Annotated in this window: 16 protein-coding genes; 3 read left to right on the top strand and 13 right to left on the bottom strand. The window is 65.6% G+C overall.

The features are described 5' to 3' along the window. Positions 1 to 50 precede the first annotated feature (50 nt). Positions 51 to 638: a hypothetical protein gene (locus tag Q1A36_RS06640; RefSeq protein WP_299841260.1), complete on the top strand. Its 588-nt coding sequence runs from the start codon at positions 51 to 53 to the stop codon at positions 636 to 638. Positions 639 to 641: 3 nt separating this feature from the next. On the opposite strand, the gene Q1A36_RS06635 is transcribed toward Q1A36_RS06640, so the two are convergent. Further along, entirely contained in the window at positions 642 to 1,667 is a 1,026-nt protein-coding gene (locus Q1A36_RS06635) for a ribose-phosphate pyrophosphokinase (RefSeq protein ID WP_101751447.1), read from the bottom strand. 85 nt (positions 1,668 to 1,752) lie between these two features. On the opposite strand from Q1A36_RS06635, the gene Q1A36_RS06630 reads away from it, so the two are divergent. After that, positions 1,753 to 2,349 (top strand): 2-hydroxychromene-2-carboxylate isomerase, encoded by a 597-nt coding sequence (locus tag Q1A36_RS06630; protein ID WP_299841258.1) that lies wholly within the window; start codon positions 1,753 to 1,755, stop codon positions 2,347 to 2,349. After that, a complete protein-coding gene (locus Q1A36_RS06625) occupies positions 2,346 to 3,134 on the top strand; it encodes an alpha/beta fold hydrolase (RefSeq protein ID WP_299841256.1) in 789 nt (262 codons plus the stop codon). The genes Q1A36_RS06630 and Q1A36_RS06625 overlap by 4 nt, the downstream gene beginning before the upstream one ends. Before the next feature lie 9 nt (positions 3,135 to 3,143). Here Q1A36_RS06625 and Q1A36_RS06620 read toward each other — a convergent pair whose 3' ends face one another. From Q1A36_RS06620 to Q1A36_RS06565, 12 genes are all read right to left on the bottom strand, one after another. Then, entirely contained in the window at positions 3,144 to 3,494 is a 351-nt protein-coding gene (locus Q1A36_RS06620; protein WP_299841255.1) for an H-type lectin domain-containing protein, read from the bottom strand. A 237-nt stretch (positions 3,495 to 3,731) separates the two neighbouring features. Further along, positions 3,732 to 4,178 (bottom strand): F0F1 ATP synthase subunit epsilon, encoded by a 447-nt coding sequence (locus Q1A36_RS06615; RefSeq protein WP_299841253.1) that lies wholly within the window; start codon positions 4,176 to 4,178, stop codon positions 3,732 to 3,734. Between the two features lie 9 nt (positions 4,179 to 4,187). After that, positions 4,188 to 5,612: a F0F1 ATP synthase subunit beta gene (gene atpD, locus Q1A36_RS06610; protein WP_101751443.1), complete on the bottom strand. Its 1,425-nt coding sequence runs from the start codon at positions 5,610 to 5,612 to the stop codon at positions 4,188 to 4,190. Between the two features lie 17 nt (positions 5,613 to 5,629). After that, the gene (locus Q1A36_RS06605; protein WP_299841250.1) at positions 5,630 to 6,511 is read right to left on the bottom strand and encodes a F0F1 ATP synthase subunit gamma; all 882 of its coding nucleotides are present in this window, start codon (positions 6,509 to 6,511) and stop codon (positions 5,630 to 5,632) included. Positions 6,512 to 6,523: 12 nt separating this feature from the next. After that, the gene (atpA, locus tag Q1A36_RS06600; protein ID WP_299841248.1) at positions 6,524 to 8,059 is read right to left on the bottom strand and encodes a F0F1 ATP synthase subunit alpha; all 1,536 of its coding nucleotides are present in this window, start codon (positions 8,057 to 8,059) and stop codon (positions 6,524 to 6,526) included. Beyond that, a complete protein-coding gene (locus Q1A36_RS06595) occupies positions 8,059 to 8,625 on the bottom strand; it encodes a F0F1 ATP synthase subunit delta (protein ID WP_299841246.1) in 567 nt (188 codons plus the stop codon). Before Q1A36_RS06595 ends, atpA begins: the two co-directional genes overlap by 1 nt. 268 nt (positions 8,626 to 8,893) lie before the next feature. Further along, positions 8,894 to 9,085, bottom strand: coding sequence for a cbb3-type cytochrome oxidase assembly protein CcoS (gene ccoS, locus Q1A36_RS06590; RefSeq protein ID WP_299841244.1), 192 nt, complete (start codon positions 9,083 to 9,085; stop codon positions 8,894 to 8,896). A 3-nt stretch (positions 9,086 to 9,088) separates the two neighbouring features. Then, positions 9,089 to 11,200 carry a heavy metal translocating P-type ATPase gene (locus Q1A36_RS06585; protein WP_299841243.1) on the bottom strand — a complete coding sequence of 704 codons (2,112 nt, stop codon included), beginning with the start codon at positions 11,198 to 11,200 and terminating at the stop codon, positions 9,089 to 9,091. Beyond that, positions 11,197 to 11,652 carry a FixH family protein gene (locus Q1A36_RS06580; RefSeq protein ID WP_299841241.1) on the bottom strand — a complete coding sequence of 152 codons (456 nt, stop codon included), beginning with the start codon at positions 11,650 to 11,652 and terminating at the stop codon, positions 11,197 to 11,199. Before Q1A36_RS06580 ends, Q1A36_RS06585 begins: the two co-directional genes overlap by 4 nt. Further along, a complete protein-coding gene (ccoG, locus tag Q1A36_RS06575; protein WP_299841238.1) occupies positions 11,649 to 13,178 on the bottom strand; it encodes a cytochrome c oxidase accessory protein CcoG in 1,530 nt (509 codons plus the stop codon). Before ccoG ends, Q1A36_RS06580 begins: the two co-directional genes overlap by 4 nt. Positions 13,179 to 13,342: 164 nt before the next feature. After that, positions 13,343 to 14,209 (bottom strand): cytochrome-c oxidase, cbb3-type subunit III, encoded by an 867-nt coding sequence (ccoP, locus tag Q1A36_RS06570; RefSeq protein ID WP_299841236.1) that lies wholly within the window; start codon positions 14,207 to 14,209, stop codon positions 13,343 to 13,345. Beyond that, complete coding sequence (locus tag Q1A36_RS06565) at positions 14,209 to 14,424, bottom strand: cbb3-type cytochrome c oxidase subunit 3 (RefSeq protein WP_299841234.1); 216 nt, start codon at positions 14,422 to 14,424, stop codon at positions 14,209 to 14,211. Before Q1A36_RS06565 ends, ccoP begins: the two co-directional genes overlap by 1 nt. Position 14,425: the final 1 nt, after the last annotated feature.

Raw genomic sequence — 14,425 nt, 5'->3', positions numbered from 1 at the left:
CCAGATGGCTGCGCTTGACTGGGGATGACAGCGCCAAGCCGGGACCAGCCATGACCGACCAGCCGACGTCCACACCCGAGGCCAGCCACAATCTGAAGCAGGCCAACCAGTTCTTCATCTCGGCCATCCTGATCGCGCTGGCGGTCTGGCCGATGGCCTTCGACTTCGGCGCCTATGGCACGGTCTTCTATGACAGCCTGATGCAGATGGTGGTGGTGTCGCTGGTGGCGCTGGGGGCCGGCCTCTACGTCGGGCGGAACACCGTCGGGCGGCCCTACCTGTCTTGGCCCGAGCGGCTGGTGCTGCTGCTGCCGCTGCTCTGGGTGCTGGCCGAGGTTCTGGCCGATGCCATCCCCGTGCCGCTGACGCGCGGGCTGAGCATCCTGCTGTCGCTCGCGACCGCGCTGCTGGCCTTGCCGCTGATCATCCATATCATGATGCGCGTGACGATGCCCGAGGCGACGCAGGTGCGCAATCCGCGCCTGTCGCGCGGGCTGGTGCTGGTGGCGGTGCTGGTCGCCGCGAGCTCGTGGCTGGTCGGGCGGCACAATTACCTGGTCTTCACCTGCCGCGACTTCACCGTCTCGGGGGATTTCGAGCCGGAAAACTGCTGGAAATCGCCCGATCAGTTCCGCTGACGATCAGGCGCCGCCGGCGGTGTAGAGGCCTTCATAGATCGGGCCGAGCGTGTCGGTCTCGAAAAGGCTCGAAACGCTGGTGCCGTTCCAGATGTTCAGGATGGCTTGGGCAAACATCGGCGCGGTCGGGACGATGCGGATGTTGCGCGCGGCCTTCACCTCGTCCGAGGCCTGGATCGAGTCGGTGACGACCAGCGATTTCATCACCGAATTGCCGATCCGCTCGACCGCCGGACCCGAAAGGACGCCGTGAGTGATATAGGCATGAACCTCGGTCGCGCCATTGTCGGTCAGCACCTGCGCGGCCTTCACCAGCGTGCCGGCGGTGTCGCAGATGTCGTCGACGATGATGCAGGCCTTGCCCTTCACATCGCCGATCACCGTCATCTCGGCCACTTCGCCGGCCTTCTCGCGGCGCTTGTCCACGATCGACAGCGGCGCGCCGATGCGCTGCGCCAGTTCGCGGGCGCGGGCCACGCCGCCGACATCGGGCGAGACCACCATCAGGTTGTCCATCTTGCCCTTGAAGTGATGCTGGATATCCAGTGCAAAGACCGGCGCGGCGTAAAGGTTGTCCACCGGGATGTCGAAGAAGCCCTGAATCTGCGCGGCATGCAGATCGAGCGTCAGCACCCGGTCAACACCCGCCTCGGTCAGCATGTTCGCCACCAGCTTGGCGGTGATCGGCGTGCGGGCCTTGGCGCGGCGGTCCTGACGGGCATAGCCGAAATAAGGGATGACGGCGGTGATCCGGGCAGCCGAGCTGCGCTTCAGCGCGTCGGTCATGATCAAGAGTTCCATCAGGTTGTCATTGGCCGGGTTCGAGGTCGGCTGGATGATATACATGTCCTCGCCGCGGACATTCTCGAACACCTCGACGAAGATCTCCTGGTCGTTGAAGCGTTCCACGCGGGCATCGACAAGGCTGACATTCATGCCGCGATGCATCGACATCCGCCGGGCGATGGAGCTGGCCAGCGGCTTGTTGGCATTGCCGGAAATCAGCTTGGGTTCGGTCATGGCGGGCATCGGGTTTGGCCTTTTCTCGGGATTCGCGCGATTGCGAAGCCTCTAGCACCCGGATAGCCTGCCCGCAAACCAAACGGAGCAGATCATGGCACATATCGACTATTACCTCGGCACCATCAGCCCCTGGTGCTATCTCGCCGGGAACCGGCTGGAGGAAGTGGCCGGCAGGCATGGCGCCACGATCACCTACAAGCCCGTCGACCTGATGCAGCTGTTCGACCGCACCGGCGGCACAAAGCCCGCCGATCGCCACCCCTCGCGGATGGAGATGCGGGCGCAGGAACTGACCCGCTGGTCCGAGCATCTGGGCATGCCCTTCAACCTGAAGCCGGCGCATTGGCCGGTGAACATGGCGCCCTCGTCCTACGCGGTGATTGCGGCGCAGGAGGCTGGCGGCGATGTCGGCGGGCTGGTGCAGGGCTTCCTGCGCGCGGTCTGGGCCGAGCAGCGCGATATCAGCGATGACGGGGTGATCCGCGAGATCCTGACGGCTGCGGGCTTTGATCCGGCGCTGGCCGACAAGGGGTTGTTCATCGGCGCCGAGACCTATGGCCGCAACCTGGAACAGGCGGTCGAGGCCGGCGCCTTCGGTGCGCCCTTCTATGTCGTGCGCGAAAGCGGCCAGCGGTTCTGGGGTCAGGATCGTCTGGACTTCCTCGACCGGCATCTGGCCAGCCTGTGAGCCTACCGGAGATATACCAGCGCGACTGGCCGGGCGATCCCGACCGGCCAGCACTGGCGCTGCATTGCATGATGGGCAACGGCCGTTACTGGGGGCCGATCGCGCAGGATCTGGGTGGGCGAATCGACCTCAAGGGGTTCGATCTGCCGGGGCATGGGCGATCCGCGCCCTGGTCCCCTGCCCCGGGCGATCCCGATTACCACACGGCGGTCACGCGGATCGCCGCGGGGATGATCGACCGGCCGCTGGACCTGATCGGCCACAGCTTCGGTGCCACGGTCGCCCTGCGCATCGCCGTGGCCGCGCCCGAGGCCGTGCGCAGCCTGACGCTGATCGAGCCGGTGCTGTTCGCCGCCGCGCGGGATCACGCCGGGATCGATGCGGAGCTGGGTGAGGAGTTGAAGGCGCTTCTGGCCGAGGGCCGCGACCACGAGGCCGCGCGGGCCTTTCTGTCGATCTGGGGCGACCAGCCCTTTGACAGCCTGCCCCCGGTCTTTCAGAGCCAGATGGCCGACCAGGTGCGGCTGGTGGCCGAGACCAACGACACGCTGATGGAGGACAAGGCCAACATCCTGCGCGACGGCGGGCTGGAGGGGATCGATGCGCCGGTCCTGCTGATCTCGGGTGCGGAATCGCCGCCGGTGATCGGCGCCATCGCCGAGGCACTGGCCGAGCGTCTGCCCGATGTCGGCCGGGCCACCGTGCCGGGGGCGGGGCATATGCTGCCCATCACCCTTCCGGCACAGGTGGCCGGGCTGATCGCGGTCAATCTTGAGCGGAGCTAGATGCCGGGCCTAGATGCCGACGAAATCATCGCCGTGACGCACCGGGCCGATGGCCATCCAGTCGGCCCGGATGCGCGCCACGCGGGTATCCCCCCAGGTGCGGAAGACGATGCGGAAACCGTGTGCCGAAACCTCTTCGGCGGAAATATCGGCCCGCGCGTTCTGCGACGACCCCATGTCCCACATGTTGATGCTGACATGCACCACCGGCTCGGACAGAAAGGCCTCGTCGAAAGTCACCGTGTGACTGGCGACCCGCGGCCCCTGCCCTGCCCACATTTCGCCATTGTTTTCAAAGGCCGAGAAGACGAGAGCCGTTCCCTTGACCACGCCGACCGCAGTGCCGTCAATTTTAAGCATGACATATGATATCGGTTAACAATGTGTTAATTAAGGTAATTCCATTGGCGAAGGTTTGTCTACCGGGCAAAAGATGGGCTGTCCAAAAGTATAAATGAAAGCAATTGGGCGGCGGAATTGATAACCCGTTATTTCTGCTGATATTTTGACAGTCACGCACCATCTGGGGCACGACCGCCCAATAAAGAACCCCGGACCTTTCGGCCGGGGTTCTCGTTTTCCAGATTCCTTCGCTGATCAGCGCGGAAAATTCGCCTGGTTCGGATCGAGGCCGATATGGGTGCCCATCGCCTCCATATCCGCCAGAAGCTTCACTGCGGCGGCGACGACTTCCTCGCCGGCCGTGTGCTTTTCCTCGACCACTTTCCGCCGGCGATGCGCCTCGGCCATCATCTCGTTGAAGATGTCCTGGGTCATCTCTGCCCGCGCATGGCCGCGTTCGGCCAGCAACGAGACGGAGGTGTTGTTGATCTCGGCAAAGCCGCCGGTGACGGCGAACTCGGTCTCGGTGCCGCTGTCGTCAACCACCACCACCATGCCGGGGCGCAGGTTGACGATGACGGGCGCATGGCCGGGCATGACGGTCAGATCGCCATCCGTGCCCGGCAGGCGCACCTCGCGCACCGGAACGGAGACGAGGCTCCGTTCGGGCGAGACGAGGTCGAACTGCATGTTATCGGCCATATCGCCCCCTTACGCGGCTTCTGCGGCCAGACGCTCGGCTTTCGCCTTCACATCCTCGATGCCGCCAACCATGTAGAAGGCCGCTTCGGGCAGGTGGTCGTACTCGCCTTTCACGACCGCGGCGAAGGACTTGATGGTGTCCTCCAGCGGCACCTGAACGCCGTCCGAACCGGTGAAGACTTTCGCAACGTCGAAGGGCTGCGACAGGAAGCGCTGGATCTTCCGGGCGCGGGCCACGGTCAGCTTGTCCTCTTCCGACAGTTCGTCCATGCCCAGAATGGCGATGATGTCCTGCAGCGACTTGTACTTCTGCAGGATACCCTGAACGTCACGGGCAACCTGGTAATGCTCTTCGCCGACGATGGCCGGGTCGAGGATACGGCTGTTCGAGTCAAGCGGGTCCACGGCCGGGTAGATGCCCAGTTCCGAGATCGCGCGCGACAGCACGGTCGTGGCGTCGAGGTGGGCGAAGGTCGTGGCCGGTGCCGGGTCGGTCAAGTCGTCGGCCGGAACGTAGACGGCCTGGATCGAGGTGATCGAGCCGTTCTTGGTCGAGGTGATGCGTTCCTGCATCGCGCCCATGTCGGTGGCCAGCGTCGGCTGGTAGCCCACGGCGGACGGGATACGGCCCAGCAGTGCCGACACTTCCGAACCCGCCTGGGTAAAGCGGAAGATGTTGTCGACGAAGAACAGAACGTCGGTGCCGGTGGCATCGCGGAACTGTTCGGCCACGGTCAGACCGGTCAGCGCAACGCGCATCCGGGCTCCCGGCGGCTCGTTCATCTGGCCGTAAACCAGGGCCACCTGCGATTCTTCCAGGTTGTCCGGCTTGATGACGCCCGATTCCACCATCTCGTGGTAAAGGTCGTTGCCTTCGCGGGTGCGTTCGCCAACGCCCGCGAACACCGAGTAGCCCGAGTGCACCTTGGCGATGTTGTTGATCAGTTCCATGATCAGAACCGTCTTGCCCACGCCGGCGCCGCCGAAGAGGCCGATCTTGCCGCCCTTGGAGTAAGGGGCGAGCAGGTCAATGACCTTGATGCCGGTGACGAGGATCTCCGAGCTGGTCGCCTGCGAGGCGAAGTCGGGGGCCGGCTGGTGGATGGCGCGGGTTTCGGTCGAGTTGACCGGACCGCCCTCGTCCACCGGCTCGCCGACGACGTTCAGGATGCGGCCGAGCGTCGCGTTGCCGACCGGCACCGAGATCGGGCCGCCGGTATCAGTCACCGGAGCGCCACGGACCAAGCCTTCGCTGGCGTCCATGGCGATGGTGCGGACGGTGTTCTCGCCCAGGTGCTGGGCAACTTCCAGCACGAGGCGCTTGCCGTTGTTTTCGGTTTCCAGAGCGTTCAGAATCGCGGGAAGCGGGCCGTCGAACTGCACGTCGACGACGGCGCCGATCACCTGCGTGATTTTACCTTTGGCCTCTGCCATGTCTTTACCCCTACGTGTCAGAGCGCCTCGGCGCCCGAGATGATTTCGATGAGTTCCTTGGTGATCGCGGCCTGACGCGAACGGTTGTACTGGGTCGTCAGGCGGTCGATCATGTCGCCAGCATTGCGCGTGGCGTTGTCCATGGCCGACATCCGGGCGCCCTGTTCAGAGGCCGCATTCTCAAGGAGCGCCGCAAAGATCTGCGTCGCGACCGAACGCGGCAGCAGATCAGCCAGAATGGCATCCTCGCCGGGTTCGTAATCATATTGCGAGTCCGCACCGCCGGTCGCCTCACCGCCCTCGGCCGTCACCGCAGGAATGATCTGCTGTTCGGTCGGAATCTGGCTGATCACCGATTCGAAGCGGTTGTAGAAGATCGTGGCCACGTCGAAGCCACCATCCTCGAAGCGCGACAGCACCTCGTCGGCAATGCCGCGGGCATTGTCATAGCCGATGCGCTTCACCTCGGAGAGATCCACGTGATGGATCATCTGCTTGGCAAACTCGCGCTTCAGCTGCTCGCGGCCCTTCTTGCCGACGGTCATGATCTCGACCTGCTTGCCCTGGGCGCGCAGCAACTCAGCCCGCTGGCGGGCCAGCTTGACGATGGAGCTGTTGAACCCGCCCGCGAGGCCGCGTTCCGAGGTCATGACAACCAGCAGGTGCCGGTCGTCGCTGCCGGTGCCGGCCAGAAGGCGCGGCGCATTGTCCGAGCCCTGGGCGCTGGCGGTCAGGCCGGCCATGACGGCCGACATGCGCTCGGCATAGGGACGCGCGGCTTCCGCCGCCTCTTGCGCACGGCGCAATTTGGCGGCGGCGACCATTTGCATCGCCTTGGTGATCTTCCGCGTGTTCTTGACGCTTCCGATCCGGTTCTTGAGGTCCTTAAGGCTGGGCATATCTCAGCCTCCTTAAGCGCGGGTCTTGGCGTATTCGTTCAGCGCCGACTTGATCGCATCCTCGAGATCGCCCGAGACCTTGCGGTCATTGGTGGTGATGTCGTCCAGCAGCGACTGCTTCTGGTTGCGCAGGAACTGGATCAAACCCTGTTCCCAGGCCACCACGTCGCGCACCGGAACGTTGTCCACATAGCCCTTGGTGCCGGCATAGATGACGATCACGATCTCGGCGTTGGTCAGCGGCTGGTATTGCGGCTGCTTCATCAGCTCGGTCAGGCGCGCACCGCGGTTCAGCAGCTTCTGCGTCGCGGCGTCGAGGTCCGAACCGAACTGCGCGAAGGCAGCCATCTCGCGATACTGGGCCAGTTCCAGCTTGACCGGACCGGCGACCGATTTCATCGCCTTGGTCTGGGCAGCCGAACCCACGCGCGACACCGACAGACCGGTGTTCACGGCCGGGCGAATGCCCTGGAAGAACAGGTCGGTTTCCAGGAAGATCTGGCCATCGGTGATCGAGATCACGTTGGTCGGGATATAGGCCGACACGTCGCCCGCCTGGGTTTCGATGATCGGCAGCGCGGTCAGCGAACCGGCGCCGTTGTTCTCGTTCATCTTGGCCGAACGCTCGAGCAGGCGCGAGTGCAGGTAGAACACGTCGCCCGGATACGCTTCACGGCCGGGCGGACGGCGCAGCAGCAGCGACATCTGGCGATAGGCAACGGCCTGCTTGGACAGGTCGTCATAGATCATCAGCGCGTCCATGCCGTTGTCGCGGAAGTATTCGCCCATCGCGGTGGCCGAATAGGGCGCCAGGTACTGCATCGGCGCCGGGTCCGACGCGGTGGCGGCGACGACGATCGAGTATTCCATCGCGCCGGTTTCTTCCAGCTTCTGCACCAGCTGGGCCACGGTCGAGCGCTTCTGGCCGACGGCGACGTAGATGCAGTAGAGCGACTTCATGCCCTCGGCTTCGCGGCCGTTGTAGCTTTTCTGGTTCAGGATCGTGTCCAGGGCCACGGCGGTCTTGCCGGTCTGACGGTCGCCGATGATCAGCTCGCGCTGGCCGCGGCCGATCGGGATCATCGCGTCAACCGACTTGAGGCCGGTCGCCATCGGCTCGTGCACCGATTTGCGCGGCATGATGCCGGGGGCCTTCACGTCGGCGATGGCCATGATCGGGTCAACGATCGGGCCCTTGCCGTCGATCGGGTTGCCAAGCGCGTCGACGACGCGGCCCAGAAGGCCCTTGCCGGTCGGCACTTCCACGATGGCGCCGGTCCGCTTGACGGTGTCGCCTTCCTTGATGTCACGGTCGTCGCCGAAGATCACGACGCCGACGTTGTCGGTTTCGAGGTTCAGCACCATGCCGCGGATGCCGCCGGGGAATTCGACCATCTCGCCGGCCTGGACCTTGTCGAGGCCGTAGACGCGGGCGATACCGTCACCGACCGACAGCACCTGGCCGACTTCGGCCACCTGGGCATCCTGCCCGAAATTCTTGATCTGATCCTTGAGGATCGCCGAAATCTCGGCTGCCTGGATTCCCATTATCCAACCTCTTTCATAGCGTTCTGCAGGGAAGCGAGCTTCGAGCGGACCGAAGAGTCGATCATCTGCGAACCCAGCTTGACAATCATCCCGCCGATGAGACCCTCATCGACGCGGGTATTCAGCTTGACCGTCTTGCCCGATTTCTTGGCGAGCGTTTCGGTCAGCTTGTTTTTCTGCTCGTCGCTCAGCGCCACGGCGCTGGTGACATCGGCGGTGATCTCGCCGCGCGCATCGGCGATCAGGCCGCGCAGCTGGGCGATCAGCGCCGGCAGCACGAACAGCCGGCGGTTCGAGGCCATCAGCTGCAGCGTATTGGCCAGCGTCGCGCCAAGGCCCATCTTCTGCGCCAGCGCGCCGATGGCCTTTTTCTGGTCGTCGCGCGAATACAGCGGCGATCCGATCACGTCGCGCAGTTCGGCGCTGTCATCCAGCGCGCCCTGCAATTGATCCAGTTCCGTGGCGATGCGGTCGATACCGCCTTCGTCACGGGCGAGGTCAAACACAGCCTGTGCGTAGCGCCCGGCGATGCTTTGGGACATGGAAGCAGTGTTGGCCACGGTCATCCTTCACGGTTTGCGCATACCCCACTGGCGGGCCGGCGTATGCCGGTCTGTCGCGGGGCTTGCGGGTCGGGGGGCCGGCGGCGTCGGGACTGCCTGCCCTGAAAATCTGGGGCGTCTCTAGCAGGTGATTTGGCGACCTGCAACTGTGAAGGACACGGAATTGAGAGGCTTGCGCCGCCCTGCGGCATTGCGACCGGGTCAGGCGCGACCAAGGTCGTGGGGCCGTGCGTTCCCTGCCCTGCGTCAGCCTGTCGCAGTTGCAGGGGATTCAGCGCTTTGCTGTCGTCCGGGTGATTCCCTGGCGCGGCTCGGCGGGGCGCTGGTCGTCGTCCAAGAGCACCCGGTTGGCCGCGCCGTCGGGATCGTCATATTGATCGGCACGCAGCGTCCAGATGAACAGGACCAGCGCCAGCCCGCCGAGAAACAGCGAGACCGGGATCAGGATCAGAAGGATGTTCATGGCCTATCTCACACGTAGCGCATTCAGCGTGACCGTCAGCGAGCTGATCGACATGACCACAGCGGCCAGCAGGGGCGAGGCAAGGCCCAGCACCGCGACCGGAATCGCCACGACGTTGTAGATCCCCGACATCCACAGGTTTTCCAGCATCCGCCGGCGGGCCTTGTGGGCGGTGCAGAGCACCTCGGAGATCAGCCCGATCTCGCCGGTGATGACCACGTCGGCGGCGCTTCGGCTGACATCCAGCGCATGGCCCGGCGCGATCGAGGCATTGGCGGCGGTCAGCGCGGCGGCATCGTTCAGCCCGTCGCCGACCATCAGCACCCGGCAGCCCCCTGCCCGCAGCCCCTTGATCACCTCGATCTTTTGGCTGGCAGTCATCTCGGCCCAGATCCGCGCAATACCCAGCTCGGCCCCGATCTGCCGCGCCCGGCAGTCGCTATCGCCGCTGAGCAGGCCGATCGCCAGCCCGTGCTGCTGCAGGCCCGCGACCAGTTCGGCGCCGCCCGGCACGATCCGCTCGATCCGCTCCAGCTTGATCTTCTTCCGGCCGATCGACAGGATCGAGGCACAGCCATCCTCGGCCGCCATCAGCGAGACCGGGGTGCCGTCCCAGATCGCAGTGACGCCCTTGCCCGGCAACTCGCGCATGTGTTCCAGCGGGGCCGGCGTGACAGTGCGCAGGCTGGCGCGCAGCCCGCGCGACAGGGGATGATCCGAGACATTGGCAAGGCCGCGCAGCACCTGGCGGACGGTATCGCTGAGACCCTCGGGCAGCATCAGCTCCTGCCGGGTCAGGGTGCCGGTCTTGTCGAACACCACCATGTCGATCTGCGCCAGCCGCTCCAGCGCGGTATCGTTGCGCACGAGGCAGCCGTGGCGATAGAGCCGCCCGGTCGCCGCCGCCGAAACCGCCGGGATGGCGAGGCCGAGGCCGCAGGGGCAGGTGATGATCAGCGTGGCGATGGCGACGTTCAGCGATTGCCGCACATCGCCGGTCAGCACCAGCCAGCCGATGAAGGTGATCAGCGCGACCACGTGGATTACCGGGGTATAGATCGTGGCGGCGCGCTCGGCGAGGCTGGCAAAGCGGCCGCGCGCGGTCTCGGCGGTGGCGATCAGGCGCGCCATGCGGCGCAGCGTGGTGCTTTCGCCGACGGCGGTGGCGCGGATCACCACCGGCCCGGTCAGGACGACGTCACCCGCCACCAGGTCCTGCCCCGCCCGCCGCTCGACCGGATCGGATTCGCCGGTCATGGCGCTGCGGTCCAGTTGCACGCTGGCATCGACCAGCAGCGCATCGACCGGCACCCGCGCGCCGGCGGCCAGCCACAGCTGGTCGCCCACCCGTATCTCCTCGATCGGGCGCGAGACACGCTGGCCCTCCTCGATCCGGTGGACCCGGCGCGGCTCCAGCGCCGCCAGATCGGCCGCGGCGGACCGAACCGCCTGCCGCATGGTCTGGTCGAGATAGCGCCCGGCCAGCAGGAAGAAGGTCAGCGACAGCGCCGCCTCGAACCAGGCATGGCGTCCGCCATAGATGGTTTCCCACAAGGACATGCCGCTGGCCCCGATGATGGCCAGCGAGATCGGCAGGTCCATGTCCAGCCGCCCGGCCCTGAGCGCGTTCCAGGCATTGCGGAAAAACGGCTGCGCGGCATAGGCGGTGGCGGGCAGCGCGATCAGCGCGCTGACCCAGTACATGAAATTCCGCGTCACATCCGCCGCCCCGGACCAGACCGCGACCGACAGAAGCATCACGTTCATCATCGCAAAGCCCGAGATGCCCAGGTGCAGGGCGATGTCAGGCCCCTTCTCGACCGGGATCTGGCCGGCCGCGACCTCGTGTGCCTCGTATCCGGCTTCGGCCAGCGCCTCGACCCAGCGGCTGGGGTCGGCATCGGGTGCGGCAGTGACCCAGGCGCGCTTGCGGGTCAGGTTTACCCGGGCGGACTGCACGCCGGGCGCTGCGTTCAGCACCGTCTCGATCCCCGAGATGCAGGCGGCGCAATGGATGCGCGGCAGAACCAGTTCGTAACCGGCATCCTGCGGTTTCGTCGAGGGATCGGGTGCGGCTTCACCAAGGGTGCAGCCCGGGCAGGCGGCGACGCTCATTTCGGCACCCATAGATCATGGCTCTGCTTGAACAGCGTCCCATCCCCCGCCTCGGCGGTCAGCCAGAAGCGCCAGGCACCGGGCGCGAGCCCCGGCACCTCGGCGACGTAAACGCCGTTGCCCTGCTGCATCTCCAGCATCCGGTCGTCACCCGCAAAGGTCGAGCGGCCCAGTTTCGCCTCGATGATCCGCGCCTTCACCGGCCCGGATCGATCGCCGATGCCAAGCCGCAGCACCCCGTCCTTCACCGTGACGCTCACCTGCCAGCCAAGCGCATCCTGCGCCGCCCGGTCATGGTCGAAGCTCTGGCTGGCGACATAGGAGTTCTTGACCTCGAGCCCCGGAAAGGTGCGGATGGCCTGGGTGGCCAGCACCAGGTTGACGGTTATGATGATGGCGAAACACGACCCGAAGATCAGCGCCACATGATAGCCCTTGAGTTCTCGGCTCATTCTGAACCCTTTCCGTTGAAGACGCTGCCGACCTCGACGCTTTCGCCCGAAACCGGCTCGGTGATCCGGAAGCTGACCGGCGAGGCATCGGCGGATGCCGGGGCAGAGCCGGCCGGCGCGGTGACATAGACGCGGTGCAGCGCGGTCATGTCGGCGGGCACAATCACCTCATTCCCGCTGGCCCCCTCGAGCGTGAGGGCCAGCCCGCTGCCCTCCGGCAGCACAATGCGGAAGGGGCGTTCATCCCCATGCTTGTTCCGCAGGCGGATGTCATAGGCATTGCGGACGGCGCCGTCCGACAGGGTGACGAATTGCGGGTTGCGGATCGGCGAGACGGTCACGTCGATCTCGGGCCGGACGAACAGCGCCCAGAGAAGGCCAAGGCCGAAGACCGCCCAGATCGCGGTGTAGAGGAGGGTGCGGAAGCGGAAGACATGCTGGCGGATCGGGCGCGGCGGCTCGCCCGCGCGTTCGCGCGGCTCGTCCGACAGCGCCAGGTAGTCGATCAGTCCGCGCGGCTTGCCAATCTTCACCATCACCTCGTCGCAGGCATCGATGCACAGCGCGCAGGTGATGCAAGCCATCTGCTGGCCGTCGCGGATGTCGATGCCCATCGGACAGACATTGACGCAGGCATTGCAATCGATGCAGTCGCCCGGCGTTTCCCGTGCCGGCACCGGCGCGGCGGCGGCCTGCGCCAGACCCGGAACCGGGATCACCGGAGAGCGGCGGCCACCGGTCTCACCCCCGGCATAGGTCTCGGCAGCAACGGCACGGCGGCGCATGCCCTTGCCGCGCGGCTCGCCGCGCCAGTCGCGATAGGCGACCGTCAGCGTGTCGGGATCCATCATCGCCGCCTGGATGCGCGGCCAGGGGCACATGTAGATGCAGATCTGCTCGCGCATGAAGCCGCCGAAGATGAAGGTGGTGACGGTCAGAACGGCAACGGTGGAATAGGCGACAACCGGCGCTTGAAAGGTCAGGAAGTCGCGCAGAAGCGTCGGCGCATCGGCGAAATAGAAGATCCAGGCCCCGCCGGTCGCCACCGCGATCATGAGCCAGACGAGCCACTTGGTCAGCCTCAGCCGCGCCTTCCTTGCCGACCACGGCGCATTCCACAACCGGACGCGGGCGTTGCGATCGCCCTCGATCCAGCGCTCGACGAGGATGAAGAGATCGGTCCAGACCGTCTGCGGGCAGGCATAGCCACACCAGACCCGGCCAAGCGCCGAGGTGAAGATGAAGAGGCCGATCCCGGCCATGATCAGCAGGCCGGCAACGAAATAGAATTCATGCGGCCAGATCTGGATCCAGAAGAAATAGAAGCGCCGATGCGCCAGATCGACCAGCACCGCCTGGTCGGGCAGGCTTGGCCCGCGATCCCAACGGATCCAGGGGGTGATGTAATAGATCGCCAGCGTGATGCCGAGGATCCACCATTTCAGCCTGCGGAACGTCCCCGAGACCCGCTTGGGAAAGATCGGTTCACGCGCCGCGTAAAGGCTGCCGGAAGATGACTCGTTCATGGAATCGGACCTGTCTGTTCGCGCGCGCAGCTTGTCATCTGGCGACAGAGGCGGCATTGATCTGGATCAAGTCGGGCAAAAAGTGGTGCCCCGGTCCCGGACAAGTTGCGAACAGATCACCGGACCGGGGCACCGCCGGGACCAGCCCGGCCAAGGAGGCGGGATTACTCACCGCCCCCAAGCTGGTGGACATACAGCGTCACCGCCTTGATCTCGGCATCCGAGAGGCGCGGCCCCCAGGCGGGCATGACGCCGAAGCGGGCGTTGGTGATGGTTTCGGTCACCGCCTCGCGCGTGCCACTGTAGAGCCAGATGGCATCGGTCAGATCGGGCGCGCCCTGCTCGCGGTCGCCGGTGCCCGCCTCGCCGTGGCAGCTGGCACAGTTGTCGGCGAAGAGCGTCGCTCCCGCCTCGGCCTTGGCTGCGTCATGCTCCTGTCCCGAAAGGGCCAGCACATGTTCGGCAATCTCGGCGATCTCGGGCTTGCTCAGCATCTCGCCGAAGGCCGGCATCTGCGAGAAGCGGGCATCGGCGTCGATCTCGTTGCGGATGCCGTGGCGCACGGTGTACTCGATATCATCCAGCGTGCCGCCCCAGAGCCAGCTGTCATCCAGCAGGTTCGGATAGCCGACCCCGCCCGCCGCCCCTGCCCCGTGACATTGCGAGCAATTGGCGCGGAACACCGCCGCCCCGCCCGAGACGCCGAACTGATAGGCCGGATCATCGACCGGCAGCGTGGCCAGATCGGCGGCGGCCAGCGTGGCGCTGACCTCGGCATTGCGGGCATCGACGGCGGCGATCTCGGCCGCAACCTCGCCGCGGGTGGAATAGCCCAGAAGGCCGGACGTCGCGCCCTGGACCAGCGGCCAGGCCGGGTAGGCAATCGCATAGCCGATGCCCCAGACGATGGTGCCGTAGAGCGTCCACAGCCACCAGCGCGGCATCGGGTTGTTCAACTCCTTGATGCCGTCCCACTCATGGCCGGTCGTATCGACGCCGGTGACGGGGTCCCGCGTTTCTTTGTCGTCCATCAGGCTTTCCCCTTCGTCGTCTGGTCGGCTGGCTTGGTCGCGTCCGGCGTCACGCCGGGCGCGCTGTCAAATCGGAAGGGCAGGCTCGCCGCCTCGTCATGGGCCTTGCGCGAACCGGGGCGAAAGACCCAGAGGATCGCGCCAATGTAGAAAGCGGTCATCGCGGCCAGCGCCCAGCTGTCGGCGAACTGGCGCAGCAGGGTATAGGTATCCATC

Origin of the sequence: uncultured Paracoccus sp. (assembly GCF_947487305.1) — a bacterium.
Lineage (GTDB): Bacteria > Pseudomonadota > Alphaproteobacteria > Rhodobacterales > Rhodobacteraceae > Paracoccus.
The sequence above is the reverse complement of the archived record's forward strand: the minus strand, read 5'-3'. Positions and strand labels throughout refer to the sequence as shown.